The 22,752-nt window shown below is 68.0% G+C and carries 25 protein-coding genes; 9 read left to right on the top strand and 16 right to left on the bottom strand.

The window, feature by feature from the left end; all coding sequences use genetic code 11:
- Together ACODR1_RS18405 and ACODR1_RS18400 are read left to right on the top strand one after the other, a co-directional pair.
- Positions 1 to 118: acyl-CoA carboxylase biotin carboxyl carrier protein subunit (locus ACODR1_RS18405; RefSeq protein WP_488881754.1), on the top strand; the 118-nt coding region annotated here is incomplete at its 5' end.
- A complete protein-coding gene (locus tag ACODR1_RS18400; RefSeq protein WP_488881750.1) occupies positions 115 to 630 on the top strand; it encodes a MerR family transcriptional regulator in 516 nt (171 codons plus the stop codon). The genes ACODR1_RS18405 and ACODR1_RS18400, both read left to right, overlap by 4 nt.
- Before the next feature lie 127 nt (positions 631 to 757).
- On the opposite strand, the gene ACODR1_RS18395 is transcribed toward ACODR1_RS18400, so the two are convergent.
- A complete protein-coding gene (locus ACODR1_RS18395) occupies positions 758 to 1,936 on the bottom strand; it encodes a vWA domain-containing protein (RefSeq protein WP_488881749.1) in 1,179 nt (392 codons plus the stop codon).
- Between the two features lie 267 nt (positions 1,937 to 2,203).
- On the opposite strand from ACODR1_RS18395, the gene ACODR1_RS18390 reads away from it, so the two are divergent.
- Complete coding sequence (locus ACODR1_RS18390; protein ID WP_488881748.1) at positions 2,204 to 3,646, top strand: MFS transporter; 1,443 nt, start codon at positions 2,204 to 2,206, stop codon at positions 3,644 to 3,646.
- Between the two features lie 141 nt (positions 3,647 to 3,787).
- Here ACODR1_RS18390 and ACODR1_RS18385 read toward each other — a convergent pair whose 3' ends face one another.
- From ACODR1_RS18385 to ACODR1_RS18360, 6 genes are all read right to left on the bottom strand, one after another.
- Positions 3,788 to 4,849: a Leu/Phe/Val dehydrogenase gene (locus tag ACODR1_RS18385; protein WP_488881747.1), complete on the bottom strand. Its 1,062-nt coding sequence runs from the start codon at positions 4,847 to 4,849 to the stop codon at positions 3,788 to 3,790.
- 143 nt (positions 4,850 to 4,992) lie between these two features.
- Entirely contained in the window at positions 4,993 to 6,027 is a 1,035-nt protein-coding gene (locus ACODR1_RS18380) for an alpha/beta hydrolase (RefSeq protein ID WP_488881746.1), read from the bottom strand.
- Positions 6,024 to 6,608 (bottom strand): uracil-DNA glycosylase family protein, encoded by a 585-nt coding sequence (locus ACODR1_RS18375; protein ID WP_488881745.1) that lies wholly within the window; start codon positions 6,606 to 6,608, stop codon positions 6,024 to 6,026. The genes ACODR1_RS18380 and ACODR1_RS18375 overlap by 4 nt, the downstream gene beginning before the upstream one ends.
- 39 nt (positions 6,609 to 6,647) lie before the next feature.
- Positions 6,648 to 7,757, bottom strand: a complete 1,110-nt coding sequence (locus tag ACODR1_RS18370) for a hypothetical protein (RefSeq protein ID WP_488881744.1) — start codon at positions 7,755 to 7,757, stop codon at positions 6,648 to 6,650.
- Positions 7,758 to 7,817: 60 nt separating this feature from the next.
- A complete protein-coding gene (locus tag ACODR1_RS18365; protein WP_488881743.1) occupies positions 7,818 to 8,474 on the bottom strand; it encodes a glutathione S-transferase family protein in 657 nt (218 codons plus the stop codon).
- 90 nt (positions 8,475 to 8,564) lie between these two features.
- On the bottom strand, positions 8,565 to 8,879 hold the full coding sequence (locus ACODR1_RS18360) for a DUF3253 domain-containing protein (protein WP_488881742.1): 315 nt from the start codon (positions 8,877 to 8,879) through the stop codon (positions 8,565 to 8,567).
- A gap of 112 nt (positions 8,880 to 8,991) precedes the next feature.
- On the opposite strand from ACODR1_RS18360, the gene ACODR1_RS18355 reads away from it, so the two are divergent.
- Positions 8,992 to 9,453, top strand: a complete 462-nt coding sequence (locus tag ACODR1_RS18355; protein ID WP_488881741.1) for a PaaI family thioesterase — start codon at positions 8,992 to 8,994, stop codon at positions 9,451 to 9,453.
- Positions 9,454 to 9,462: 9 nt separating this feature from the next.
- Here the strand turns inward: ACODR1_RS18355 and phaH are convergent, their stop codons facing one another.
- The 3 genes from phaH to rlmJ all read right to left on the bottom strand — a co-directional run bounded on the left by phaH (position 9,463) and on the right by rlmJ (position 12,346).
- On the bottom strand, positions 9,463 to 10,152 hold the full coding sequence (phaH, locus tag ACODR1_RS18350) for a phasin PhaH (protein ID WP_488881740.1): 690 nt from the start codon (positions 10,150 to 10,152) through the stop codon (positions 9,463 to 9,465).
- Between the two features lie 84 nt (positions 10,153 to 10,236).
- A complete protein-coding gene (gene chrA, locus ACODR1_RS18345; protein ID WP_488881739.1) occupies positions 10,237 to 11,517 on the bottom strand; it encodes a chromate efflux transporter in 1,281 nt (426 codons plus the stop codon).
- A 4-nt stretch (positions 11,518 to 11,521) separates the two neighbouring features.
- Positions 11,522 to 12,346: a 23S rRNA (adenine(2030)-N(6))-methyltransferase RlmJ gene (rlmJ, locus tag ACODR1_RS18340; protein ID WP_488881738.1), complete on the bottom strand. Its 825-nt coding sequence runs from the start codon at positions 12,344 to 12,346 to the stop codon at positions 11,522 to 11,524.
- Between the two features lie 96 nt (positions 12,347 to 12,442).
- Between rlmJ and ACODR1_RS18335 the strand changes: the two genes are divergently transcribed.
- The gene (locus ACODR1_RS18335; RefSeq protein ID WP_488881737.1) at positions 12,443 to 13,471 is read left to right on the top strand and encodes a DNA topoisomerase IB; all 1,029 of its coding nucleotides are present in this window, start codon (positions 12,443 to 12,445) and stop codon (positions 13,469 to 13,471) included.
- Here ACODR1_RS18335 and ACODR1_RS18330 read toward each other — a convergent pair.
- Complete coding sequence (locus ACODR1_RS18330) at positions 13,468 to 14,451, bottom strand: helix-turn-helix transcriptional regulator (RefSeq protein ID WP_488881736.1); 984 nt, start codon at positions 14,449 to 14,451, stop codon at positions 13,468 to 13,470. The genes ACODR1_RS18335 and ACODR1_RS18330 overlap by 4 nt on opposite strands.
- Positions 14,452 to 14,525: 74 nt before the next feature.
- Between ACODR1_RS18330 and ACODR1_RS18325 the strand changes: the two genes are divergently transcribed.
- The 3 genes from ACODR1_RS18325 to ACODR1_RS18315 all read left to right on the top strand — a co-directional run bounded on the left by ACODR1_RS18325 (position 14,526) and on the right by ACODR1_RS18315 (position 17,580).
- Positions 14,526 to 14,870: a hypothetical protein gene (locus tag ACODR1_RS18325; protein ID WP_488881735.1), complete on the top strand. Its 345-nt coding sequence runs from the start codon at positions 14,526 to 14,528 to the stop codon at positions 14,868 to 14,870.
- Positions 14,871 to 15,187: 317 nt separating this feature from the next.
- Positions 15,188 to 16,009, top strand: coding sequence for a flagellin (locus tag ACODR1_RS18320; protein WP_165258990.1), 822 nt, complete (start codon positions 15,188 to 15,190; stop codon positions 16,007 to 16,009).
- Between the two features lie 221 nt (positions 16,010 to 16,230).
- On the top strand, positions 16,231 to 17,580 hold the full coding sequence (locus ACODR1_RS18315) for a PI-PLC domain-containing protein (RefSeq protein ID WP_488881734.1): 1,350 nt from the start codon (positions 16,231 to 16,233) through the stop codon (positions 17,578 to 17,580).
- Between the two features lie 21 nt (positions 17,581 to 17,601).
- On the opposite strand, the gene ACODR1_RS18310 is transcribed toward ACODR1_RS18315, so the two are convergent.
- Positions 17,602 to 18,168: a GNAT family N-acetyltransferase gene (locus ACODR1_RS18310; protein ID WP_488881733.1), complete on the bottom strand. Its 567-nt coding sequence runs from the start codon at positions 18,166 to 18,168 to the stop codon at positions 17,602 to 17,604.
- 129 nt (positions 18,169 to 18,297) lie between these two features.
- Between ACODR1_RS18310 and ACODR1_RS18305 the strand changes: the two genes are divergently transcribed.
- Positions 18,298 to 18,663: a c-type cytochrome gene (locus ACODR1_RS18305; protein ID WP_488881732.1), complete on the top strand. Its 366-nt coding sequence runs from the start codon at positions 18,298 to 18,300 to the stop codon at positions 18,661 to 18,663.
- A gap of 159 nt (positions 18,664 to 18,822) precedes the next feature.
- Here ACODR1_RS18305 and ACODR1_RS18300 read toward each other — a convergent pair whose 3' ends face one another.
- The 4 genes from ACODR1_RS18300 to hppD form a co-directional block, all read right to left on the bottom strand.
- A complete protein-coding gene (locus ACODR1_RS18300) occupies positions 18,823 to 19,197 on the bottom strand; it encodes a Rieske (2Fe-2S) protein (protein WP_488881731.1) in 375 nt (124 codons plus the stop codon).
- The gene (locus tag ACODR1_RS18295) at positions 19,194 to 20,198 is read right to left on the bottom strand and encodes a fumarylacetoacetate hydrolase family protein (protein WP_488881730.1); all 1,005 of its coding nucleotides are present in this window, start codon (positions 20,196 to 20,198) and stop codon (positions 19,194 to 19,196) included. Before ACODR1_RS18295 ends, ACODR1_RS18300 begins: the two co-directional genes overlap by 4 nt.
- 25 nt (positions 20,199 to 20,223) lie before the next feature.
- Complete coding sequence (gene hmgA / locus ACODR1_RS18290) at positions 20,224 to 21,501, bottom strand: homogentisate 1,2-dioxygenase (protein WP_488881729.1); 1,278 nt, start codon at positions 21,499 to 21,501, stop codon at positions 20,224 to 20,226.
- A gap of 159 nt (positions 21,502 to 21,660) precedes the next feature.
- Positions 21,661 to 22,722 (bottom strand): 4-hydroxyphenylpyruvate dioxygenase, encoded by a 1,062-nt coding sequence (gene hppD / locus ACODR1_RS18285; protein WP_488881728.1) that lies wholly within the window; start codon positions 22,720 to 22,722, stop codon positions 21,661 to 21,663.
- Between the last annotated feature and the right edge of the window lie 30 nt (positions 22,723 to 22,752).

Raw genomic sequence — 22,752 nt, 5'->3', positions numbered from 1 at the left:
CGAGGCCATGAAGATGCAGAACATCCTGCGCGCCGAGCGCGACGCCGTCGTCAAGACTGTCAACGCCAAGCCCGGCGACCCCGTCGCCGCCGACCAGGTCCTCGTGGAGTTCCTGTGAGCGTTCCCGACCTCGCCATCCCCGGTCCACGGACAAAGGCCGCGCTCGCGCTGGCCGAACGCCGCCGCCGGGCCCAGACGACCGTTCGCAAGGGAGTTTCGATGCCTGCCGCCCAGACCGCCGTCGCCCATAATGCCCCGCGCTTCTCGGTGCGCTCGTCCGAACTGCCGATCGGCGACGTCGCCGAGCAGCTGGGCCTGACACTGCGCGCCATTCGTCACTACGAGGAGATGGGCCTGATCGCCTGCGGGCGCGGCCCCAAGAACGTCCGAACCCTGGGGACCTCGGCCCGCGCGCGGCTGGCGGCCATCGCCGACCTCAAGGCGCTGGGCCTGCCAATCTCGGAGATCGTCGACCTGCTGGGTCCGAACGGGGCTTGTCCGGATCGGCTGAAGACACGGCTGCGGGCGCAGTTGGAGGCGCTGGACGCGCGGAGGAGCGCGATCGCGGGGTATCTAGTTTCCCTCTCCCAGAGGGAGAGGGAGGGGCCCGCGCAGCGCGCGGGAGGGTGAGGGGTTACACCGCTCACCGTCTACCCACGGCATTCATTCAGGGCGTGATGATGGGAACGCCGACTTTGAAACCCCTCAACCCTCCCATGCTTCGTATGGGCCCCTCCCTCTGGGAGAGGTTCTTCTTCTACCCCCGCACCAACTCCCGCATCGCCTTGTCCAGCCCGTCGATGGTCAGCGGGAACATGCGATCGTTCATCAGCTGCTTCATGACGCCGATCGACTGGGTGTAGTCCCAGTGGCGCTCGGGCGTCGGATTGAGCCAGACGCAGCTCTGGTAGATGTCGGTGACCCGGCTCATCCAGATGGCGCCCGGCTCCTCGTTCCAGTGCTCGACGCTGCCGCCCGGATAGGTGATCTCGTACGGGCTCATGGTCGCGTCGCCGACGAAGATCACCTTGTAGTCGGCCGGGAACTTGTGGAGCACCTCCCAGGTCGGGACCTTCTCGGTGTGCCGGCGCTTGTTGTCCTTCCACACGCCCTCGTAGAGGCAGTTGTGGAAGTAGTAGAACTCCAGGTTCTTGAACTCAGTCTTGGCGGCCGAGAACAGCTCCTCGCAGAGCTTGATGTGGCCGTCCATCGAGCCGCCGATGTCGAAGAAGATCAGCACCTTGATGGCGTTGCGGCGCTCGGGGCGCAGCTGGATGTCGAGATAACCCTTCTCCGCCGTGCCGCGGATGGTGCCGGGCAGATCGAGCTCCTCGGCAGCCCCGGTGCGGGCGAACTTCCGCAGCCGCCGTAGCGCCACCTTGATGTTGCGGGTGCCCAGTTCGACGCTGTCGTCGAGGTTCTTGTATTCGCGCTTGTCCCAGACCTTCACGGCCCGGCCGTGGCGGCCCTTGTCCTGGCCGATGCGCACGCCTTCGGGATTGTAGCCGTTGTTGCCGAACGGCGAGGTTCCGCCCGAGCCGATCCACTTGTTGCCGCCCTGGTGGCGCTCCTTCTGCTCGGCCAGGCGTTCGCGCAACGTCTCCATCAGCTTCTCGAAGCCGCCCAGGGCCTCGATCTGGGCCTTCTCCTCGTCGGTGAGGAACTTCTCGGTCAGAGCCTTCAGCCATTCCTCAGGAATATCGGCCGTGATCCCCTCGCCCACCGTCTCCAGACCCTTGAAGACGTGGCCGAACACGCGGTCGAACTTGTCGAGGTTCTTCTCGTCCTTCACCAGGCTGGCGCGCGACAGGAAGTAGAAGTCGTCGATCGAGCGATCGATCACGCCCTTGTCCAGCGCCTCCATCAGAAGGAGGTACTCGCGCAGGGACACCGGCACCTTGGCCTGGCGCAGTTCGGAGAAGAAACGAAGGAACATCGGCCGGGTCTCGAGGGTCTCGAACGTCTGTTTGGCAGAATGGGCCGATCCCCGACGAGACGCAATGTGGCACGCTCCAGTGCGCGGCCCTTGTCCTTCGACGGGCTCAGGATGAGGGCCATTTCAGGTTCAGCGGCTCAGCTGAGAACCTCACCCTGAGCCCGTCGAAGGGCGAGGTTCTCTCCCCCCCCCCCCGGGACTGACGAAGGACCCAAGTTATCCACTCTTTCCTTGAGCCTGAGCCTTACCGGGCGTAACCCGTGCGCCGTGTCCGATCTCGCCTCAGATCCGCGCCTGGCGCCCTCCATCGAAACCGAAGCGCCGATCTCGCCCTGGACCACACGGCTGGTCTCCCTGGCCGTCGCCAGCGCGCTCCTGATGGAGTTCATCGACTCCACGGCCCTGTCGACCGCCCTGCCGCGCCTCGCCCAGGCCTTCTCGGCCGACCCGATCCACCTGAAGCTCGCCCTGACCTCCTACATCCTGGCCCTGGCGGTGTTCACCCCGGCCAGCGGCTGGGCGGCCCAGCGCTATGGCGCGCGGCGCGTGTTCCTGATCGCCATGCTGGTGTTCCTGGCCGGCTCGGCCCTGTGCGGCCTGTCGCAGAACCTCGGCCAGCTGGTCGCCGCCCGCATCGTCCAGGGCATGGGCGGGGCGATGATGACGCCGGTGGCGCGGCTGATCGTCGTGGGCTCTACGCCCAAGGACAAGCTGATCAGCGCCATGGGCTGGTTCACCATGCCGGCCATGATCGGGCCGCTGATCGGTCCGCCGATCGCCGGCTTCGTGCTGTCGGTGGCTGACTGGCCGTGGATCTTCTACCTGAACCTGCCGATCGGCGTGGTCGGGGCCATCGCCGTGCGCCGCTTCGTGCCCAAGGGCGCGCCCGATCCGGAGGCTGGACGCTTCGACACCCAGGGCTTCGTGATGAGCGCCATCGCCCTGTCGGGCCTGATCGGCCTGGCCGAGACCGCGGGCCTTTCCCTGCTCCCGCCGCTGGTGCAGGCCCTGCTGCTGGCGGTGTCGCTAGGCGCGGGCTGGCTGTACCTCAAGCACTGCCGGGCCCAGGCCAAGCCGATCCTTGACCTCACCCTGCTGCGCTATCCGACCTTCCGCGCCAGCCTGGTGGGCGGAACCTTCGTGCGCCTGGGCATCGGCGCCAGCCCATTCCTGATGCCGCTGCTGCTGCAAGTCGCTCTCGGCTGGAGCCCGCTGAAGGCCAGCGGCGTGACCATCGCCACGGGCCTGGGCGTACTGGTCGCCCGCCCCTTCGCCGGCGCCCTGCTCAAGCGCTACGGCTTCCGCACGGCCCTGGCCGTGTTCGTGGCCGCAACGGCGCTGATGACCGCCGTGCCGGGCTTCTTCACGGCGACGACGCCGATGTGGCTGATGATCGCTCTCTTGCTGGTCGGCGGCTTCGCGCGGTCGAGCCAGTTCATCGCCGCCAACACCATCGCCTATGCCGACGTGCCCCAGCCGCGCGTGGCGGCCGCCTCGACCCTGGCGGCGGTCAGCCAGCAGGTGGGCCTTGCTTTGGGCGTCAGCTTCGGCGGCCTGATGCTGCACCTGACGCGCGGCGCGGGCGACCACGCCCTGACGCCGCAAAGCTTCGTCTGGCCGTTCGTGGCGATCGGCGTCGTGACGCTTCTGGCCCTGCCGGTCTATCTCTGGCTGGACAAGGACGCGGGGGCCAGTTTGAGCGGAAGGTAGAGAACCTCCCCCTGTGGGGGAGGCGGCCGAAGGCCGGTGGGGGGCCGTTTTCAGCTGCTGCCGTGTTGGCCGACGCAGCAACAACTCCCCCCACCGATCGCTTCGCGATCACCTCCCCCACAGGGGGAGGTTCCGTGACGATCAGGGACGCGCCGCCGCGATCCGCGCGCGGGCGATCTCGTCGGCGACCAGGTTGGCCGGACGCTTTTCGGCCAGCGACTGGTCGAGCACCTCGCCCAAGGTCAGGGCCAGGCGGTCGAGCTTGGTCGCCACCCATTGCGGATCGAAGGCGCCGCCGGCTTCCAGGGCCCGGATCTCGGCCGCCACGTTGATGATGCCGCCGCCGTTGATGACGTAGTCCGGGGCGTAGAGGATGCCGCGGTCGAACACGGTCTGGCCGATCATGGCGTCGGCCAGCTGGTTGTTGGCGCCGCCGGCGATGATCTTGACCTTCAGGCGCGGCAGGGTCGCAGCCGAGATGGCGCCGCCCAGCGCGCAGGGAGCGAAGACGTCGGCCTCGACGTCGAAGATGGCGTCGGTCGGCACGATCTCGGCGCCCGTCCTGGCGGCCACTTCGTTCAGCGCAACCTGGTTGACGTCGGCGATAATCAGCTTGGCGCCGGCGGCGTGCAGCTTTTCGGCCAGATAGGCGCCGACATGGCCGACGCCCTGGATGGCGACCTTCACGCCCGTCAGGTCACGACCCAGGGCGCGCTCGACGCACAGGCGCACGCCGCGGAACACCCCCTCGGCGGTGACAGGCGAAGGATCGCCCGAGGCGGCCGCGTGGCCTTCCAGGCCGGCGACGTAGCGGGTGGTCTTGCGGGTGCTTTCCAGGTCGGCCGGCGAGACGCCGACGTCCTCGGCCGTCCAGTACGAACCGCCCAGGCTGTCGACCGCGCGGCCGAAAGCCTCGAACAGTTCCGGCGTCTTTTGCTGACGGCTGTCGCCGATGATTACGGCCTTGCCGCCGCCGAAGTCGAGGTCGGCCATGGCGTTCTTGTACGACATGCCGCGCGACAGGCGCAGGGCGTCGGTCAGGGCCGCCTCGCTGCTGGCGTAGTCCCACATCCGGCAGCCGCCGGCGGCCGGGCCGCGCGCGGTGGAGTGGATGGCGATGATCGACTTGAGGCCGGTCTTTTCGTCGTAGAACGAGTGGACGCCTTCGTGCCCTTCGAAATCGGGCAGATCGAACAAGGTCATTGCCGTGGGCCTCGCCTCAGCATGGAAAACAGTGTGCCGGGATGTACGCCGCCCCGAGCGCCGCCGCAAGGATCACTTCATCGGCCTTTTGTCACATCGACCGACGATCGTTCATATCGCACTGCAATATGCCGGACGTTCGACTAGCGTCCGGCCGGAACGCCCTGAACTTTGACGACATTCGGCGCGGTCGGCGCGCCCGGGATCGGCGGCGCGCCCGACGGCAGGTCGGCCTGCGGATCCTTCAGGAACGCAGCCGCGTCGCGCCAGACGACTTCGGCCTGCTTGTCGACCAGCAGCAGGTGATAACCGTTGGCGTAGAAGGCCGAACGATCGTCGGGCTTCAGGCGGCGGGCGGCCTCTTTCGTCGGCTCTTCGGGAATGATCTCGTCGCGCTCGCCGTAGAAGTACGCGACCGGAACCCGCACCTTGCCCAGCGACGCCCACGCCCGCTCCATCAGGCCGACCAGGCCGTAGAGGGTGTCGGATCGCGCGCCCCAGATCATCAGCGGATCGCGGCCCATGCGCCGCAGCTCTTCCATGTTGTCGGTCGGCAGCACCTTCTGCACCAGCCATTCGGGCGGCTTGACCACCCAGCTGCGGGCGGTGTGGGCGCTGATCCAGAGGCTCGTCTTGTAGGGCAGAGGCTGGGCCGACCAGCCCCAGACGGCGGGCGCGAACAACAGGAGACTATCGGCGGCCGGCGGGTTGTCCGTGGCCATGGCCGCGATCGCGAGGCCCCCGCCCATGCTGACGCCGGCTAGCGAGACCTTGGCCCCGGGGTGGGCCTCGCGGGCCAGCGACACCAGGGTGCGGACGTCCTCGATCATCAGGTCGCTAGAGGCCCAGACGCCCCGACGCGGTGAGCGGCCAAAGCCGCGCAGATCGAGCGCGTAGGTGGCGATCCCCTGCTCCGCCCACCATGGAGCGGCGAGGTGATAGGCGTTGGAATAGTCGTTCATGCCATGCAGGCCGACCACCACATGGGTGACCTGCCCGTCCTGCGGCAGCCAGCGCTTGAGGCCGAGCTTGGCGCCGTCGAAGGCGATCATCCAGTCTTCCTGCAGCCGGGCGCCGCGCAGGCCGAGCGGTGCGAGGGCGGGGCGCTGGGTAATGGGGGCGCAGGCCGCGGCGAGGCCCGAAGCCCCGACGGTGAGGAGAAGGCTCCGACGGTTCATGCCCGCAGAATGCCCGCGACACGGCGGCGAAGATAGGGCGTCACCTCGTCCTCGAACCATGGATTGCGCTTGAGCCAGGCGGTGTTGCGCCACGAGGGATGCGGCAGGGGCAGAACGCCTTGGGCGGCGTATTCGCTCCAGGCGGCCACCGTCTCGGTCATGGAGGGCTTCATCCAATCGCCCAGCGCCCAGTCCTGGGCGTAGCCGCCGACCAGCAGGGTCAGCTCGACATTGGGCAACAGGTCCAGCAGATCCTTGCGCCACAGAGCGGCGCAGCGCGGCGGCGGCGGAAAGTCGCCGCCCTTGGGATTGGTCCCCGGAAAGCAGAAGGCCATGGCCGCCACGCCGATCTCGGGCCGGTCGTAGAAGGTGTCGCGGTCGACACCCATCCACTGGCGCAGGCGGTTGCCGGAGGGATCATTGAACGGCAGGCCGGTCTCGTGCACCAGCCTGCCCGGCGCCTGACCGCAGATCAGCAGGCGCGTCCCCTCGCCCACCCGCACCACCGGACGCGGCTGCGGGATCTCGCCGGCGCAGGCCCGGCAGGCGCGGATCTCGGAAAGCAGGACGTCGAGCGACATGGCCGGCAGTTAGGACGCCGCCGGCCGCGCGCCAAGGGGTCAGGTCGCGGCGACCTCGACCAGCACCGACACCGGAACGAACTCGGCCGTGTGCTGCACCGCCAGGCCCATGTCGACCCGCAGGACGCCCTGCCCCATATATGGCCCGTTATTGCTCATGTCGCAGACGACATAGAACGACTCCGTAGCCTTGGCGCCGATCAGGCCGCCGGCCTTCCAGATTTCGGTCAGAAAAGCCGACACCTGCGCCTGCACCGTCACGAACAGCGCCGGCGACGGCGCCTCAGTCGCCGCCCAGGCGAGGCCTGCCTCGACGCTGTCCTCGATGTGATCTACCAGCCGCCGCGCGGGCACGTAACGGAACGTTTCGCTGACCCACGACAGGGTCCGCACGCCCCAGATGACGGCGTCGTGGCCCGGGAAGCTTCGGAGCGCATTGAGCCCTCGCGCGGACAGCGCCGCGTTGTCGCCGTCGGTCAGGAAGCGCTGCGGAACGCCGCTGGCGAAGTCGGCGCGGATGCCGGCCGGCGCGGTCCAGACGCCGTCCTTGCGGTCGGTGCGCGCCCAGATGCCGGCGACGGCGCCGCCGGAAGGACGCGGGCCGCCCTCGTCGAGCAGGCGCGAGACATAGCAGGCCATGCGCGACAGCTGCGGCTCTGAGAAATAGCCAAGCGCATCGACCGTCATCTCGTCGATCTTGGCGGTCGCCCAGGCGGCCGGGGCCTCGAGGATCATCATCGCCTCGCGCTCGACCACGAAGGCCGCGGCCGTCTCCCGGGCGAAGGCCGGGACGTCGCCCTCGATCTGGTCGGGCGACAGATAGAGGATGTTGAACGGCGTCTTCTTCAGCGCGGCCAGAGCGCCGTCCAGGGCGGCCTGGGTGGTGGCGTCCCCAGGCAGGCGGACCACTACCGCCGCCTCGCCGCCGTTGGCGAAGAAGTCTGCCACTGCAAGGGTCAGGGGATAGGCTCGATCAGCCGGGCCGTAGGCGGCTTCGAAGGCCCCTTGGCCGTCGATGGCGACGGCGGCGCCCGCCGGGCCATGACCGACCCGACCGACAAAGGCCGTCACCGCCGTGGGCAGGCCCACGATCGGCTGAACCGGGGCGATCTCCTGGACGTAAACGCCCGGGGTCTTCAGTTGCGACATCGAAGCTACTCCATACTCGACGTCGCAACCTCCGATAGCCAGGCCTGACTTGGCAAGGCTTCAGGCGGCCTCGGGCGGAGCAAATGCCGCCAGCAGCGCCTCCTCGCCAGCGATCAGGGCCGCATAGGACGGCCTTGCCAGGATCGCGTCGGTATAGGCCCTGGTGCGCGGCCAGCGCGACAAGTCCAGCTTCAGGTGACGCAGGTTGGCGAAGGGGCTGGCCACGGCGATGTCGGCCAGGGTCAGGCGGTCCTCCAGCAGGAAGCCGCCAGCGTCCGGCACGATGCGCTCCAGATAGTCGAGCACCGGCGGCAGGTCCTCGGCCTCGGCCTTGGCGGCCACGGCCTCGTCGCCGGGCCGGCGCATGAAGCGCGGCGCGACGATGCGGTTGAAGAAGATCTTGCCGCCGGCCGCCACCAGGATGGTGTCGGCGTACTCCTCGAACCAGACCGCCCTGGCGCGCGCCCGCGGCTCGGCCGGGATCAGGTTCGGCTCCGGATGCAGGGCTTCCAGATAGGTGATGATCGCCGTGGAGTCCGAAATGCGGAAATCGCCATCCTGGAAGCCCGGGATCTTACGGAACGGGCTGCACTCGGCGAACTCGGGGTCGAGGGTCCCAGGCGGCGACACCCGGTTCTCCAGCTTCAGCCCCTTCTCGGCCCCGAAGGCCAGGGTCTTGCGCACATAGGGCGACAAGGACGAACCGAAGACGATCATGAGCGAGCCTCCCCTGACATATTTGGGAGGCTCATAGTTCACCGAACAGGTTTCTTTTCAAGACCCACCTTTCGGCGGGTCTTGAAGCGATCAGTCCTCGGCGTCGCCGGCCACGTCGTCGACCCCATCCTCCACGTCGTCCGGGAAGCTGGTCGGATCGCCTTCCATGGGCAGGCGCAGGCGGTAGACGCCCCGGAACTTCTCGGGATTGGCAGGCTTGTTGTGGCGCAGGATGACGATCTTGCCCTCCTTGGCCAACTCGACGGCGTCGGTGCGGATGTGGCCCAGCAGACGCTGCCAGCGCTCGGGCTGGATGGCCTTGGCCACCGACATCGGGTCGATGGACTTGCCGGCCGGCACGGCGGCCAGCTGAGAAAGGATGGTGTCTTGGATCGGGGTGGTCATCGGAAAGCCATGCCACGGTTTGGCCTTCGACGTAAGCGGGCGGCTTGCCTCGACGCGCCGCGAGGGCTTAGCTGAGCCGCAATAACAACGAGAAAGTACGGGAGTGCAGGGCATGGACGGCGGCAACGAGATCGTCAGCGGGCCGAGACTGATCGAGGAAGGCGAGTGGGCCGGCTGGCGCACCTGGGCCGGGCTTGATCCGTTCGAGGACCAGACCGGGCCGTTCTACTTCCGCGAGGACGACGGCAAGGTGCGCTGCGCCTTCCGCGCCGAGCCGCGCCACATGAACGGCGGCGGCTTCATGCATGGCGGCTGCATGCTGACCTTCGCCGACTTCTCGTTGTTCGCCATCGCCTGGCGCGAACTCGACAACGCCAAGGCCGTCACCGTCTCGCTGAACGGCGACTTCGTCGGCCCGGCCAAGGCCGGCGACCTGGTGGAGGCGACCGGCGAGGTGGTCCGCGCCGGCGGCTCGATGATCTTCGTGCGCGGCCTGCTGTCCACCGGCGGCCAGCCGATGCTGACCTTCTCCGGCGTAATCAAGAAGATCTGGACGATGGGCGGTCCGGCCTAGAGCGGGGCGTTACGCCCCCTCGGCCAGCCGCTTGGCCTGGGCCACCCAGGCGTCGCGCTCGGCGCGGCCCTTGAGGCTCAGCAGCTTGTCGAAGCTGTCGAGCTCGTCCGCGCTCCAGGCGGCGATCTGGCTGAAGCGGGTGACGCCCAGGTCGGCCAGCGAAGCAGCCAGCTTGGGGCCGATGCCGACCAGCAGGGTCAGGTCGTCGGCCGCAGCCTTGGCGGCCTCGACCAGCGGCGCGGCGGCCTTCTCGACGGTCTCGACCGGTTCGGCCACGATCTCGGCGACAGGCTCGGGAACGGTCTCGACGACGGCCTCCACCACCTCGACCGAGGCTTCGACGATGGCCGGCGGAACTTCGGCGACAGCCTCGACGACCTCGATCGTCGCGGCGGCCACGGTCTCGACCACCGGCTCGACTTCGGCCACAACCGCCTCGACGACCTTCACCGGCGCTTCGGCCAGGGTCGGCGCCGGCTCGTCGACAACGCCGCGCGACACAGGCTCGGGCGCGATCGCGATCAGCGCTTCGAGATTGACCGCCTCGCGCCAGCGGTTTGACCACCACCACCAGGCTGCGCCCGCTGCGGCCGCGCCGCCGAACACCGCCCACAGGGGTGAGGCCGCGCCGAGCAGCACGTTGGTCGAAGGGGTTGGGGAACTTTCGGAAGACGCGGGCGGGAAGGACGAGGAAACCATGGCCGTTCACTCCGTCGATCGAGATTGTGCGGCGCAGCATAGCATGGAACGCCGTTTCGCAAGCGCAAAAATGCTACCCTTGCGTCAGCCTGCCAGCAGCATCGAGCAGGCCACGCCCGCCAACGTCATCACCGCCACCAGGGCCAGGATCGGCAACCGCATGGCGAAGGTCAGGCCGCAGGCGAGCGTCACCAGGCCCAGTGCGGCCGGATCGAGGCTGGCGAGGTCGGGCAGCGTCGCCCGGAATGGTCCCCAGGCCGCCTCATTCCCGGTCCGAAACAGCAAGTGAACGGCGAACCACAGGGCGAGGCTGGCGATCACCCCGACCACCGCCGCGCCGACCCAAGACAGCGCCGCCGCCGCCCGGGCATGACCTCGCAACCGCTCGACGAACGGCCCGCCGGCGAAGATCCACAGGAACGACGGCGCGAAGGTCGCCCAGGCCGCCATCAGCCCGCCCAGCACGGCCATCGGCCAAGCGAACGAAGGATCGGCGTCGCGCCAGGCGGCCACGAAACCGACGAAGACGAACACCAGCACCAGCGGCCCTGGCGTGGTCTCGGCCAGGCCCAAGCCGTCCAGCATCTGGTCCGGCGTCAGCCAGCCAAGTTCGCCCGACACCTGGCCCACATAGGCCAAGGCGGCATAGGCGCCGCCGAAGCTGACCACCGCCAGGCCGCTGAAGGCGGCCCCGATCCGGGCCAGAGCCGAGCCAGGCGCGAACAGGAAGGCCAGGGCCACGGGACCCAGCCAGGCGGCCAGGCAGATGAGCGCCGCCCTCCCCGCGCCCTTCAGCGGCGGGGTCTCGACATCGGCCGCGATAGGCCCGCCGCGCGCCCCCCACAGCCAGCCGCCCAGGCCGGCGACCAGGATCACCAGCGGAAACGGCGCGATGGTGAAGGTCAGGGCCAGGAAGGCGAGGATCGCCGCGACGGCGCCGGCCCGTCCGCGCGCCGCGCGTCCCGCCATCCGCAGCAGGGCCTGCAGCACCAGCGCCACCACGGCCGCCTTCAGCCCCAGTAGCACCGGCGCGGCCCAGCGCGCCTGGCCGTGGACGACATACAGCGCCGACAGGCCCAGCATGGCCAAGAGGCCCGGCAGCACGAACAGCAGCCCGGCCGCCAGGCCGCCGCGCACGCCGTGCAGCCGCCAGCCAAGCCAGGTGGCCAGCTGCTGGGCCTCGGGTCCCGGCAACAGCATGCAGAAGCTCAAGGCGTGGGCGAAGCGGTCCTCGTCGACCCACCCGCGCCTTTCGACCACCTCGCGGTGCAACAGGGCGATCTGCCCGGCCGGTCCGCCGAAGCCCAGGCATCCAACCTTCAGCCAAACGGCGCAGGCCTGACGAAGGCTCGGCGCCGCGCTCACCGGATCAGGCGCGCCAGACGCGGGCGGCCGCGCCGGGCTCGCCCAGACGCTCGGCCAGGAAGGTGGTGATCTCGCCGACCTTCGGCTCGATCGCCGCCGGGGCGCCGACCAGCACCATGGCGCTGCCGTTCATCTTCATGGGGTCTCGCAGGGGCCGCAGGCGAAGCTCGGCCACTAGCGCGTCATCGGTGACGTTTTCTAGCGCGCGGATGAAGGCGTCGAAGGTTTCCAGGTCCTTCAGCGGCGTCCAGATCGCCAGCACCGCGCCCGGATCGACCTTGCGCACCGCCCGCACCGTGGCCACGCACTGGGCGTAGTCGTCGGGACGCTCGAACGGCGGGTCGATCAGCACGAAGGTGCGCCCGCCGCGCCCGGCGCGCGCTTCGGCCGTGGCGTAGCCGTCGGCCTTCAGCCCTTGGGCGAAGGCGTAAGGCCCGAGCACCTTGCGCAACTGGTCGAAGTCGTCGTCGCGCAGTTCGCAGGCGGTATAGCGATCGCTGCGCCGCAGGGCGCGGGCGATCAGCAGCGGCGAGCCGGGATAGAGCGGCGCGTCGGCCGCGCCGACGTTCAGTTCCTCCACCGCCTTCAGCAGCGGCGCGAACGGCGCGGGCGCATCGCCCTCGGCCAGCAGCCGGCCGATGCCGGCGGCGGCTTCCTTGGACTTCTGGGCCATGTCGCCGCGCAGGTCGTAGGCCCCGGCGCCCGCATGGGTGTCGATCACCGCCAGCGGCGACTCGTCGGCGGTCAGGGCCTCGAGCAGGGCCAGCAGGATCGCGTGCTTCTGCAGGTCGGCGAAGTTGCCGGCGTGAAAGGCGTGGCGGTAGTTCATCGAAGCTCCCCGGAACGGACGAACCCTCTACCACGTTGGCCGGGATTGGGTTGGGAGCGAACGCATGACCCGGCATTTTTCCGCTTTCGGCGTACGGTGAGCGCCGTGGCCCGCGACAGCAACGAGCCTACCGCCGCTGCCGAAAAGACGCTGCTGGCCTATGTGAACGACCAGGAACAGGGCCTTGCCCGGCTGGGCGCCCCTGGCCGCTTCACCTATGCCGACCTCGACGGCAGGCCGGTCAGGGACGAGGCGACGCTCGCGCGCATCCAGGCCCTCGCCATCCCGCCGGCCTGGACCAGCGTCTGGATCTGCCCCGATCCCAACGGCCACATCCAGGCGGTCGGCCGCGATCAGAAGGGCCGCAAGCAGTATCGCTATCACCCTGACTGGCGGGCCGACCGCGAGGCCCGCAAGTACGAGCGCATGGCCGCCTTCGGTCGCGCCCTGCCCCGGTTGAGGAAGCGCGTCGAGGCCGATCTCTCGCGCCGCGGCCTGCCGCGCGAGAAGGTGCTGGCCGCCGTCGTGCGGCTGCTGGAACTGACCCTGATCCGCGTCGGCAACGACGAGTACGCCAAGAGCAACAAGAGCTTTGGCCTCACCACCATGCAGAAGCGCCACCTGACGCTGGCCGGCGGCGGGGCGGTGTTCGAGTTCAAGGGCAAGAGCGGCAAGGTCCACCGTACGGGGTTTCGCGACCGCCGGTTGGCCCGCATCGTCCGCGCCTGCCAGGACCTTCGCGGCCAGCGCCTGTTCCAGTACCTCGACGAGGATGGCCAGCGCCGCTCGATCGAGAGCCATGACGTCAACGACTACATCCGCGCCGTCGCGGGCGAAGACTTCTCGGCCAAGGACTTCCGCACCTGGTACGGCTCGCTGGCGGCTCTGGAAGCGCTGAGCCTGCAGCCCGCCCCGGCCACGAAGACCGAGGCGAAGAAGGCTCTGAACCTCTGTATCAAGGCGGTGGCCGGCCTGCTGGGCAACACCCCCGCCGTCTGCCGCGCCGCCTACATCCACCCCCGCGTCCTGGAAGCCTTCGAGGCCAGCGCCCTGCCCAGGCGCCGGCCGAGCTCCGCGCGGGCGCGGGAACTGGCGTTGCTGAGGCTGGTGGCGGCTGAAACCTAGCCCGGGCGGTGCGCCGCCAGCGCCTTCTCCAGTTCCTGCACCATCATCGTCTTCAGGCTCTGGGGCGAGACGATCTCCAAGGCGTCGCCCCAGGTGAACAGGTGCCAGGCCAGTTCCAGCATGCCGCTAGCCCGGAAGGCTACGGTCACAACCCCACCCGGCCCCTGCGTCACGATCTGGTTGGAGTGGAAACGCCAGCGCAGGGCGTCCTCGGCCCGTTCGGGCTTGATGCGCAGAACCACGTCCTCGATCTCGCCGTGATAGATGCCGAAGCTTTCGTCGGCGAAGGCCTGCAGCGAGAAGCCGGCCGGCGGCGAGGCAGGCCTGTCCAGCGCCTCCACCTCGCTCATCCGGTCCAGACGGAAGGTGCGCGGGCGCGAGCTCTGCCCCTCCAGCGACACCAGGTAGTTGCTCCGGCCGAACAGGATCCCCAGCGGCGTCACCGTGCGCACGCGCCCCGGCTGGGTGCCGCCCTCATAGCGGAACGACAGCGCCGTCAGCCCCTTCACCGCCGATCGGATCTCGGCCAGCACGCCCTGGTCCTCGAACGGGCGCGGACCGGCGTGGACGGCGATGGTCTCGGCCTGGACCAGGGCTTCGACATCGGGGGCCACGCGCCGACGGGCCGACCCCTTCAGGGCCGACAGCAGCTTGCCTTCCAGGGCGTAGAGCGCCGCGGCTCGCGCTTCCGCGCCCGCGGCGGCGTTGGAGTCGGCCGCCGTGCGCAGCGCCGCAAGCTCTTCGGCGGTCGGGGTCTGGAACAGGCTGTCCAGGCCTGACGGAATTCGGAAACGACGGGTGGGCGGGTCCTCGATCGCCTCCATCTGCGGAAAGGCCGACCATACCGCATCGCGCATGCGCTCGGCGGTCCGCCGCCCCACCTCCATCGCCTGGGCCATCTCGTCCAGGGTCAGCCCCTCGGAAGAACTGGCCAGCCGGCGGGCCAGGTCGAGCAGCTTCGTCGCCTTCTCATGTCTCATTCCGGATCATTACGACCGTTTCTGACGCAACGCACGTGGAAAAGAGTGCATCGCAATCGTTCGGAGAAACCGACATGAGCCGCCTCGCCTGCCAGCCCTGGCACGTTCGTCCGGTCAGCGCCGCGATGATCTCGGCCGTGCTGGCCTTCGCCGATATCCACCGCGACATGGGCGGCGGCCGCACCCTGATGCGCCTGAGCCCCGAGCGCGCGGCCAAGGCCGACGTGATCCTGCTGCTGGGCGGCGACGCCGAGCGGGCGACCGACGTCGGGCTGGTGTGGAACGATCGCGAGGACCAACTGGTGCGGGTGATCGATGACGCGGCCCTGCGCGAAACCCGCCTGGCGGCCTGGGAAGAAGCCTTCGACCTGTTCGACGCCGAAGACCGCGAACCCGAGCCGGCTCGTCTCTGCGCATGACCTTCCCGGCGCCGCACGCCGAGGACAACTTGAATCTTCGAGTGTGAAAGCCGGGCCGCCAGCCCGGCTTTCACCGTTCCCGGCAAGGGTTCCAGAGACTAGGCGAACACCCGGAAATCCATGGGCGACACACCGGCGCCCGGCTCGATTCAGCCGAACGGGCTGCGTCAATCTCGGTTAACAAACGACTACAGTAAACGTAGCGGTAACCGCGACATTTTCACTCAATGTCAAGAAGATTACGAAACATTGCAGTGGGGCAAAAAGCCCTCCGACCGTCAAAATGACGTCGGACACCTCAAGAAGGAGTCTTCGTAATGGCGCTGAACAGCATCAACACGAACTCGGGGGCGATGATCGCCCTGCAGAACCTGAACTCGACCAACAGCGAACTGCAGATCTCGCAACAGCGGATCAACACCGGCAAGAAGATCGGCTCCGCCAAGGACAACGGCGCGATCTGGGCCACCGCCAAGAACCAGTCGGCCACCTCGTCCTCGATCAACGCCGTGAAGGACTCGCTGCAACGCGGTCAGTCCACCATCGACGTCGCGCTGGCGGCTGGCGATACGGTCACCGACCTGCTCGGCAAGATGAAGGAAAAGGCCCTGGCCGCTTCCGACACCTCGCTGAACACCGCGTCGTTCAACGCGCTGAAGGCTGACTTCAACTCGCTGCGCGACCAGATCACCAAGGCCGTCTCGAACGCCAAGTTCAACGGCGCCAGCATCATCGACGGCAAGACCACCAAGCTGACCTACCTGGCCAACTCGGACGGCTCGGGCATCACCGTCAACTCCAAGACCCTGTCGCTGGCCGGCATCGGCCTGAGCACCACGACCACCTTCACGACCGCCGCCGCGGCCAAGACGATGATCACCACCATCGACACGGCCCTGCAGACGGCGACCAACAAGCTGGCCTCGCTGGGCACCAGCTCGACCGGCCTGGACACCCACCTGAACTTCGTCGGCAAGCTGCAAGACAGCCTCGACGCCGGTGTGGGCAACCTGGTCGACGCCGACCTGGCCAAGGAAAGCGCCAAGCTCCAAGCCCTGCAAACCAAGCAGCAGCTGGGCATCCAGGCGCTCTCGATCGCCAACCAGTCGTCGAGCTCGATCCTGAGCCTGTTCCGCTAAGCGGACCTGCGACCAAGACTACCGGGGCGGGCCGCTTTGGCCCGCCCCACTCTTCGCGCAAAGCGCGACGGGCTCGAGCAAGGCTCGCCCAAACTATTTCCATAAATTGTATTTTGTGACGCTTCTTGCATAGCGAGCAGCCGCACCGATGCTCGAAAACCGACGGCGGATCGACGCCTCTGACCACGCCCCTGTGGTCGCCGGCATAACGGAGCCGCCTTATGAGCACCGACTGCACCCTGCAGATCATCAACATGACCGACCATCCAGTCGAGATCACGACCACGCTCATCCAAGCCGGAGACTGGGCCTCGCCCAGAGAGCGCAACCCCCTGGTGTTCAGCGGCGGCCAGATCCCCGCGTACGGAAGGACGGTCGCCAGTCCGCAGACGCTCGCCCAAGGCCACAACTCCGCCGAGTTCCGCCTGAGCTTCGCCACCCCGCTGGGCGAAGTCGGCACCCTGGCTGACGCGCGGCCCGTCACCGCGCCCGACCTGGACAAGAACATGGGCTGTCGGAAAGGCTACCTGCCTACGTTCGGAAACGCCGCGCCCCATTTCCAGGTGCTGGAAGCCCAGCACCCGGCCTTCCCCGACGAAAACGAAGGCAAGCTGACCATCGTCCTGATCCCGAAGATCGACCCCAAGACCTGGATGTCGAAGCTTCCCGGCGACCGCTATCTGCGCGACGTCAACCTGCCTGGCTCTCACGACGCCGGCACAGCCGCCTACATCGTCGGCCTCAGCCGCTGCCAGGACCTGTCGATCGGCGAACAGCTCGACAAGGGCGCCCGCTATTTCGACATCCGCCTGGATTCCACCTACCCGCTCGAGATCGTCCACGGCGCATCGAATACCGGGAAATACTTCGAGAAGGACTGCCTCGCGCCGATGGCCGAGTTCCTCAAGCACCGGGGAACCGAGGAAACGATCGTCATGTGCATAAATTCCGGCGCCGAGGACTTCTTCCACGACAGCGTCATCAGCCTGGTGCGCCGCGCGCTGAACAACACCTTCGGCGGCGACAACTGGCTCGATCACTTCGAGATCGACACCCACCAGAAGCCCCTGAAGGACCTGCGGCAGAAGATCGTCTTCATGCGCCGCTATCCGTTCGACAAGGCCAGCACCAAGTATCTCCACTGCCGCGGCATCGAGATGATCGAGTTCAAGAACCTGACCGGCTCGGACACCTTCAAATGGCCGGACGACAGCGACAGCCTCACCGAAGCCGGCGGTTACCTGCTCAACTCGGCGGGCGAACCCTATGCGATCCAGGATCGATACGGCCTCAACTCGTTCCCGATCCCCGACAAGATCGCCTTGATCGAGAGGTACATGAACAGCTGGCGGCCGGGCGTGTGGTTCCTGAATTTCCTCAGCGGCTCGAACGCGGTGCTATTGCCGCGTGGCGTCGCCGAGGGCTTCTACATGATCAACGCCTACATCTTCGACTACATCATCGAGAACGGGGTCATGCCCTACGGGACCATGCCCATGGACTTCATGACCCAGCCCGAGGGCCTGCTGGACCTGATGATCGCCAGCAACCAGAAGCTCTTCGTCAAATGAGCCGGCGGCCGGCTCCGGCGCCTAGCGCGCCGGGGCCGGTCCCAGCGTCTTGCCCATCCGCGCCAGCGGCACCTCGTACCCCTTGGAGGTCGGCGCGGTGAACGGCTCGATCAGGTGATAGCCGCAAGCCTCGTACAGCGGCACGCCGCCCATGGTCGCGGCCATCTCGGCGCGGGTGAAGCCCTCGCCGGCCGCCGCCTGCTCGCAGGCCGCCAGGATCATCCGGCCCACACCCTTCCGCACGTGATCGGGGTGAGTATACATCGCCCGCACGCGGGCGGCGTCGTGCGCCGGATCCAGCATGGCCGCGTCGCGTCCCGCCGAATGGTCGCCGCCGAACAGGGTGGCGCGCCGGCTCCAGCCGCCGCAGCCAGCGATCTCTCCCCTGTCTCCAAGCGAGAAGTCCTCGACGACGAAATAGGTGCCGTCGGCGATCAGCTGGCTGTCCAGCCCCATCACCTCGAACGAGGCCTCCACGCCCTCGGGCGGCAGGAACGGCGTCAGCAGTTCGGCGATCGCCGCGTTCATCAGCGCGGTCAGGACGGGGATGTCTTCCGGCTTGGCCAGACGCAGGGTCAGATCGCTCATGTGACCGACATAGCCCCCTGGCGCACGGGCGCAAGACCGCCCTCCCCCGTGAGCGCTATCTCCTGGCAGGCGGCCTCGGCTAACCTGCCCTCGACGGAGCCGACGCCGTCGAGTCGCCGAGAAGACCTCATGTTTCGCAACACCGCTTTCGCCGCCCTGATCCTGGCCGGAGCCTTCCTGCCGGCCGCCTCGGCCCTCGCCGCGCCCCCGCCGGGCCAGACGCTCTACGCCGACAACTGCGCCGCCTGCCACCAGGCCACCGGCAAGGGCGTAAAGGGCGCCTATCCAACCCTGGCCGGTACGCCGCTGGTCCAGGGCGACGCCAAACCCCTGCTGGCGATCGTACTGAACGGCAAGAACGAGATGCCCGGCTTCAAGGACGACATGACCGACGCCGATCTTGCGGGCCTGCTGACCTATGTCCGCACCGCGTGGGGCAACAAGGGCAAGGCGATCACTCCGGCCGAGGTCGCCGCTGCGCGCCGGCGGAAGTAGGCCCCGGACGCACGGCGAACTATTTTCGCCGAAAACTTCATGACAACGTTGTCACGCGCTGCGAAAGCCGCTATACAGGTCCTGCCCTTCCTGGGCGTTTCCTCCCAATTCACTGGGCCGCCTTCTTCTCCTGGAGGGCGGCTTTTCTTTTGCCCGCGATCAGGCCGTCCGGACCTTGCCGTCCTCGACGATCACCGACCAGGGCGTCAGGCGGCCGCCCGCGCATGGCCCGCCCAGGCACGCGCCGTCTTCCACGGCGAACACCGCTCCATGCCAGGAACAGGCGATCATGCCGCCGTCCGGCGTCAGGTACTGGTCCAGCTGCTGCGCCAGCGGCAGGCCGGCGTGCGGGCAGCGGTCGACATAGCCGAACACCGCCTCGCCCCGCCGCACCACGAAGCCGTGAAAACGGTTCTCGCCGATCTGCAGCACGTAGTTGCGCGCCGCCCCGTCGGCGATCAGGTCCAGCGGGCCAAGATTGATCCCGGCCCGCGTCGACCAGACGCGTCCAACCGCTGCGGCTTCCTGCGTCAAACCCGCTCGACCGTCTGCTCGATGGCGCCGAAGATGGTGTGGCCCTTGGCGTCCTTCATCTCGATGCGCACGGTGTCGTCACCCAACAGGAACGGCGTCTGGGGCGCGCCGTGCAGGATGGTCTCGACGGTGCGCACCTCGGCCAGGCAGGAGTAGCCCAGGCCGCCCTGCGCGATGGGCTTGCCCGGACCGCCGTCGGCGTCGCGGTTCGAAACCGTGCCCGAGCCGACGATGGTGCCGGCCGACAAGGCCCGGGTCTTGGCCGCGTGCGCCACCAGCGTGCCGAAGTCGAAGGTCATGTCGACGCCGGCGTCAGCCTTCCCAAAGTCCTTGCCGTTCAGCTCGATCAGCAGCGCGCCGTGCAGCTTGCCATCCTTCCAGCCAGGTAGAGCGTCGGGCGACACCGCCACCGGCGAGAAGGCGCTGGCCGGCTTGGACTGCACGAAGCCGAAGCCCTTGGCCAGTTCGGCGGGGATCAGGTTGCGCAGGGAGACGTCGTTGCACAGCATGACCAGACGAATGGCGGCAAGCGCCTCTTCGCGGCTGGCGCCCAGCGGCACGTCGCCGACGATGACGGCGACCTCGCCCTCCAGGTCGCAGCCCCAGGCCGTGTCGGCCAGAGGGATGGTGTCGCGGGGGGCCAGAAAGCCATCCGACGCGCCCTGGTACATCAGGGGATCGGTCCAGAAGCTGTCGGGCATTTCAGCCCCGCGCGCCTTGCGCACCAGCTGCACGTGATTGACGTAGGCGCTGCCGTCCACCCACTGGTAGGCGCGCGGCAACGGGCTCAGAGCGTCGTGCTCGTGGAAGCGCTCCTTGGGCACGCCGCCGTGCTCGAGGCTCTCGGCCAGCCCGCGCAGCAAGGGCTCGCAACGCTCCCAGTCGTCGAGCGCGGCCTGCAGCGTCGGCGCGATCGTCCCGGCGTCGGTGCACCAGGCCACGTCGTTCGACACCACGACCAGCCGGCCGTCGCGGCCGCTCTTCAGAGACGCGAGCTTCATTCGGCGCTTCCTCTCATTGTTCTGGTTACGGCAGGCGGGCCTTGGGGAACCCGTCCCAGCACGCATCATAGTCGGCCTGAAGCGCGCGATGCTCCAGCGCGAACTTCGTCGGGGCGATCACCCAGCGGCTCTCGAACATGAAGGCCAGGGTATTGTCGATCTTGTGCGGGCCAAGCTCGGCCTCGGTCGCCTTGCGGTGGCTGGCCACGTCCGGCCCGTGATCGCTCATGCAGTTGTGCAAGGACGCGCCACCGGGAGCGAAACCGCCCTCCTTGGCGTCGTAGGCGCCGTGCACCAGGCCCATGAACTCGCTCATCACGTTGCGATGGAACCAAGGCGGACGAAAGGTGTGCTCAGCCACCATCCAGCGCGGCGGGAAGATCACGAAGTCCACGTTCGCCGTCCCCGGCGTTTCGCTGGGCGAAGTCAGCACCGTGAAGATCGACGGATCGGGATGGTCGTAGCTGACCGTGTTGATCGTGTTGAAGCGGGCCAGATCATAGCGGTACGGCGCGAGGTTGCCGTGCCAGGCCACCACGTCCAGCGGGCTGTGATCCCACTGCGCACTCCAGAGCTTGCCCTGGAACTTCTGGATCACCTGGGTCGGCGCATCGATGTCCTCGAAGGCCGCGACGGGGGTCTCGAAATCGCGCGGATTGGCCAGACCGTTGGAGCCGATCGGCCCCAGCTCCGGCAGGCGCAGAGCCGCGCCGTAGTTTTCGCAGACATAGCCGCGCGAGGGCCCGTCGACTTCCACGCGGAAGCGCACGCCGCGCGGGATCACCGCGATGTGGCCGGGACCAGCCTTCAGGCGGCCCATCTCGGTGACAAGGATCAGTACGCCCTGCTGCGGCACGATCAGGAGTTCGCCGTCGGCGTCGTAGAATACCCGGTCCTTCATCGAGGCGTTGGCGAGGTACAGGTGCACGCCCATGCCGGCCTGGGCCGCTACCTCGCCGTTACCGGCCAGGGTCATCAGGCCGTCGACGAAGTCGGTCGGCTCGGCCGGGATCTCGATCGGGCTCCAGCGCAGGCGGTTGGGTGTCACCGGCCCGTCGAAGACGCTGGTCAGGCGCGGCTGCTCATAGAGCGCGTAAGGCCCGTGCCCGGCGCTGGGCCGCAGGCGGTAGAGCCAGCTCCTGCGGTTCTCGTGCCGGGGCGCGGTGAAGGCCGTGCCCGACAGCTGCTCGGCATAGAGACCGAACGGCACGTGCTGGGGCGAGTTCTGCCCGACCGGCAGAGCGCCGGTCACGGCCTCGGTGGCGAAGTGGGCGCCGAAGCCGGTCTGGTAGCGGAGGTCCATGTGCGTTTCGGTGCCTTTTCCCAGCACTTTTTCTCTCGTCATCCCGGAAGCCTCGAAGAGGCTATCCGGGACCCGGGGGCCGTACGCACCGCCCCTGGGTCCCGGCTCTACGCTACGCTTCGGCCGGGATGACGACGAAGGGTATTTTTGCGCCTGGGGTCAGGCGTCGACCGTGATCACGCCGCGACGGATCTGGTCGAGCTCGATGCTCTCGAACAGGGCCTGGAAGTTGCCGTTGCCGAAGCCCTCGTTGCCCTTGCGCTGGATGATCTCGAAGAAGATCGGCCCGAACAGGTTCTCGGTGAAGATCTGCAGAAGCAGGCCCTCGTCGCCGACATTGCCGTCGATCAGGATGCGGTTCTTGCGCAGCCGCTCCAGGTCCTCGCCGTGGCCGGGCACGCGCTTGTCGACCAGTTCGTAATAGGTCTCGATGGTGTCCTGCAGCTTCACGCCACGGGCGCGCAGGCGCTCGACGGTATCGTAGATGTCAGCCGTCGTCAGGGCCAGGTGCTGGATGCCCTCGCCGTTATACTGGCGAATGAATTCCTCGATCTGGCTCTTGTCGTCCTGGCTCTCATTCAGCGGGATGCGGATGGCCTTGTCGGGCGCGATCATCGCCTGGCTGAACAGGCCCGTCGCCTGGCCCTTGATGTCGAAATACTTCTGCTCCTCGAAGCCGAAGACCTGATTGTAGAAGGTCGACCAGGTGCGCATCTGGCCGCGCTTGACGTTGTGGGTCAGGTGGTCGAGCAGATCCAGGCCCACCGAATTGGCGGCTTCGGCTTCGGCCGCGCCCGGCACGGCGGTCCAGGCGTCGTAGATGCTCCCCTCGCCTTCGACGAGATAGAGCAAGCTGCCGCCGATGCCTTCCAGCACCTTGGCGTCCGCACCCAGCACCGAGCGCGACGCGTCAGCGGCCTTGGCGCCACGCTTCAGGGCGTCTTCGAAGGCCTGCTGCGCGTTGTCGACGCGGAAGGCCATGCCGTTGGCCGAGGGGCCGTGGGCGGCGCGGAAGTCGGCGACCTGGCCGGCGGCTTCCTCGTTGACCAGCAGGTTGATGCGCCCCTGCTTGTAGCGGGTCACGGCCTTGGTCGGATGGGTGCTGGCGGGCACGAAGCCCAACTGCTCGATGATCGCCTTCATCGCCGCCGCGTCGGGGCTGGTGAATTCGACGAACTCGAAGCCGTTCAGGCCGAGGGGGTTGTCGGTCGTGACGGGCATGCGGGCCTCCCTAAGGCTCGTGATGTTCTT

The sequence above is a fragment of the Caulobacter sp. FG7 genome (genome assembly GCF_057808875.1).
The sequence above is the reverse complement of the archived record's forward strand: the minus strand, read 5'-3'. Positions and strand labels throughout refer to the sequence as shown.

Coding starts and splice junctions, on each gene's coding strand:
- ACODR1_RS18395 (WP_488881749.1), bottom strand. CDS start 1,936: ATGTTCCTTCGTTTCTTCTCCGAACTGCGCCAGGCCAAGGTGCCGGTG.
- ACODR1_RS18385 (WP_488881747.1), bottom strand. CDS start 4,849: ATGACCTTGTTCGATCTGCCCGATTTCGAAGGGCACGAAGGCGTCCAC.
- ACODR1_RS18380 (WP_488881746.1), bottom strand. CDS start 6,027: ATGAACCGTCGGAGCCTTCTCCTCACCGTCGGGGCTTCGGGCCTCGCC.
- ACODR1_RS18375 (WP_488881745.1), bottom strand. CDS start 6,608: ATGTCGCTCGACGTCCTGCTTTCCGAGATCCGCGCCTGCCGGGCCTGC.
- ACODR1_RS18370 (WP_488881744.1), bottom strand. CDS start 7,757: ATGTCGCAACTGAAGACCCCGGGCGTTTACGTCCAGGAGATCGCCCCG.
- ACODR1_RS18365 (WP_488881743.1), bottom strand. CDS start 8,474: ATGATCGTCTTCGGTTCGTCCTTGTCGCCCTATGTGCGCAAGACCCTG.
- ACODR1_RS18360 (WP_488881742.1), bottom strand. CDS start 8,879: ATGACCACCCCGATCCAAGACACCATCCTTTCTCAGCTGGCCGCCGTG.
- ACODR1_RS18355 (WP_488881741.1), top strand. CDS start 8,992: ATGGACGGCGGCAACGAGATCGTCAGCGGGCCGAGACTGATCGAGGAA.
- phaH (WP_488881740.1), bottom strand. CDS start 10,152: ATGGTTTCCTCGTCCTTCCCGCCCGCGTCTTCCGAAAGTTCCCCAACC.
- rlmJ (WP_488881738.1), bottom strand. CDS start 12,346: ATGAACTACCGCCACGCCTTTCACGCCGGCAACTTCGCCGACCTGCAG.
- ACODR1_RS18330 (WP_488881736.1), bottom strand. CDS start 14,451: ATGAGACATGAGAAGGCGACGAAGCTGCTCGACCTGGCCCGCCGGCTG.
- ACODR1_RS18325 (WP_488881735.1), top strand. CDS start 14,526: ATGAGCCGCCTCGCCTGCCAGCCCTGGCACGTTCGTCCGGTCAGCGCC.
- ACODR1_RS18320 (WP_165258990.1), top strand. CDS start 15,188: ATGGCGCTGAACAGCATCAACACGAACTCGGGGGCGATGATCGCCCTG.
- ACODR1_RS18315 (WP_488881734.1), top strand. CDS start 16,231: ATGAGCACCGACTGCACCCTGCAGATCATCAACATGACCGACCATCCA.
- ACODR1_RS18310 (WP_488881733.1), bottom strand. CDS start 18,168: ATGAGCGATCTGACCCTGCGTCTGGCCAAGCCGGAAGACATCCCCGTC.
- ACODR1_RS18305 (WP_488881732.1), top strand. CDS start 18,298: ATGTTTCGCAACACCGCTTTCGCCGCCCTGATCCTGGCCGGAGCCTTC.
- ACODR1_RS18295 (WP_488881730.1), bottom strand. CDS start 20,198: ATGAAGCTCGCGTCTCTGAAGAGCGGCCGCGACGGCCGGCTGGTCGTG.
- hmgA (WP_488881729.1), bottom strand. CDS start 21,501: ATGGACCTCCGCTACCAGACCGGCTTCGGCGCCCACTTCGCCACCGAG.
- hppD (WP_488881728.1), bottom strand. CDS start 22,722: ATGCCCGTCACGACCGACAACCCCCTCGGCCTGAACGGCTTCGAGTTC.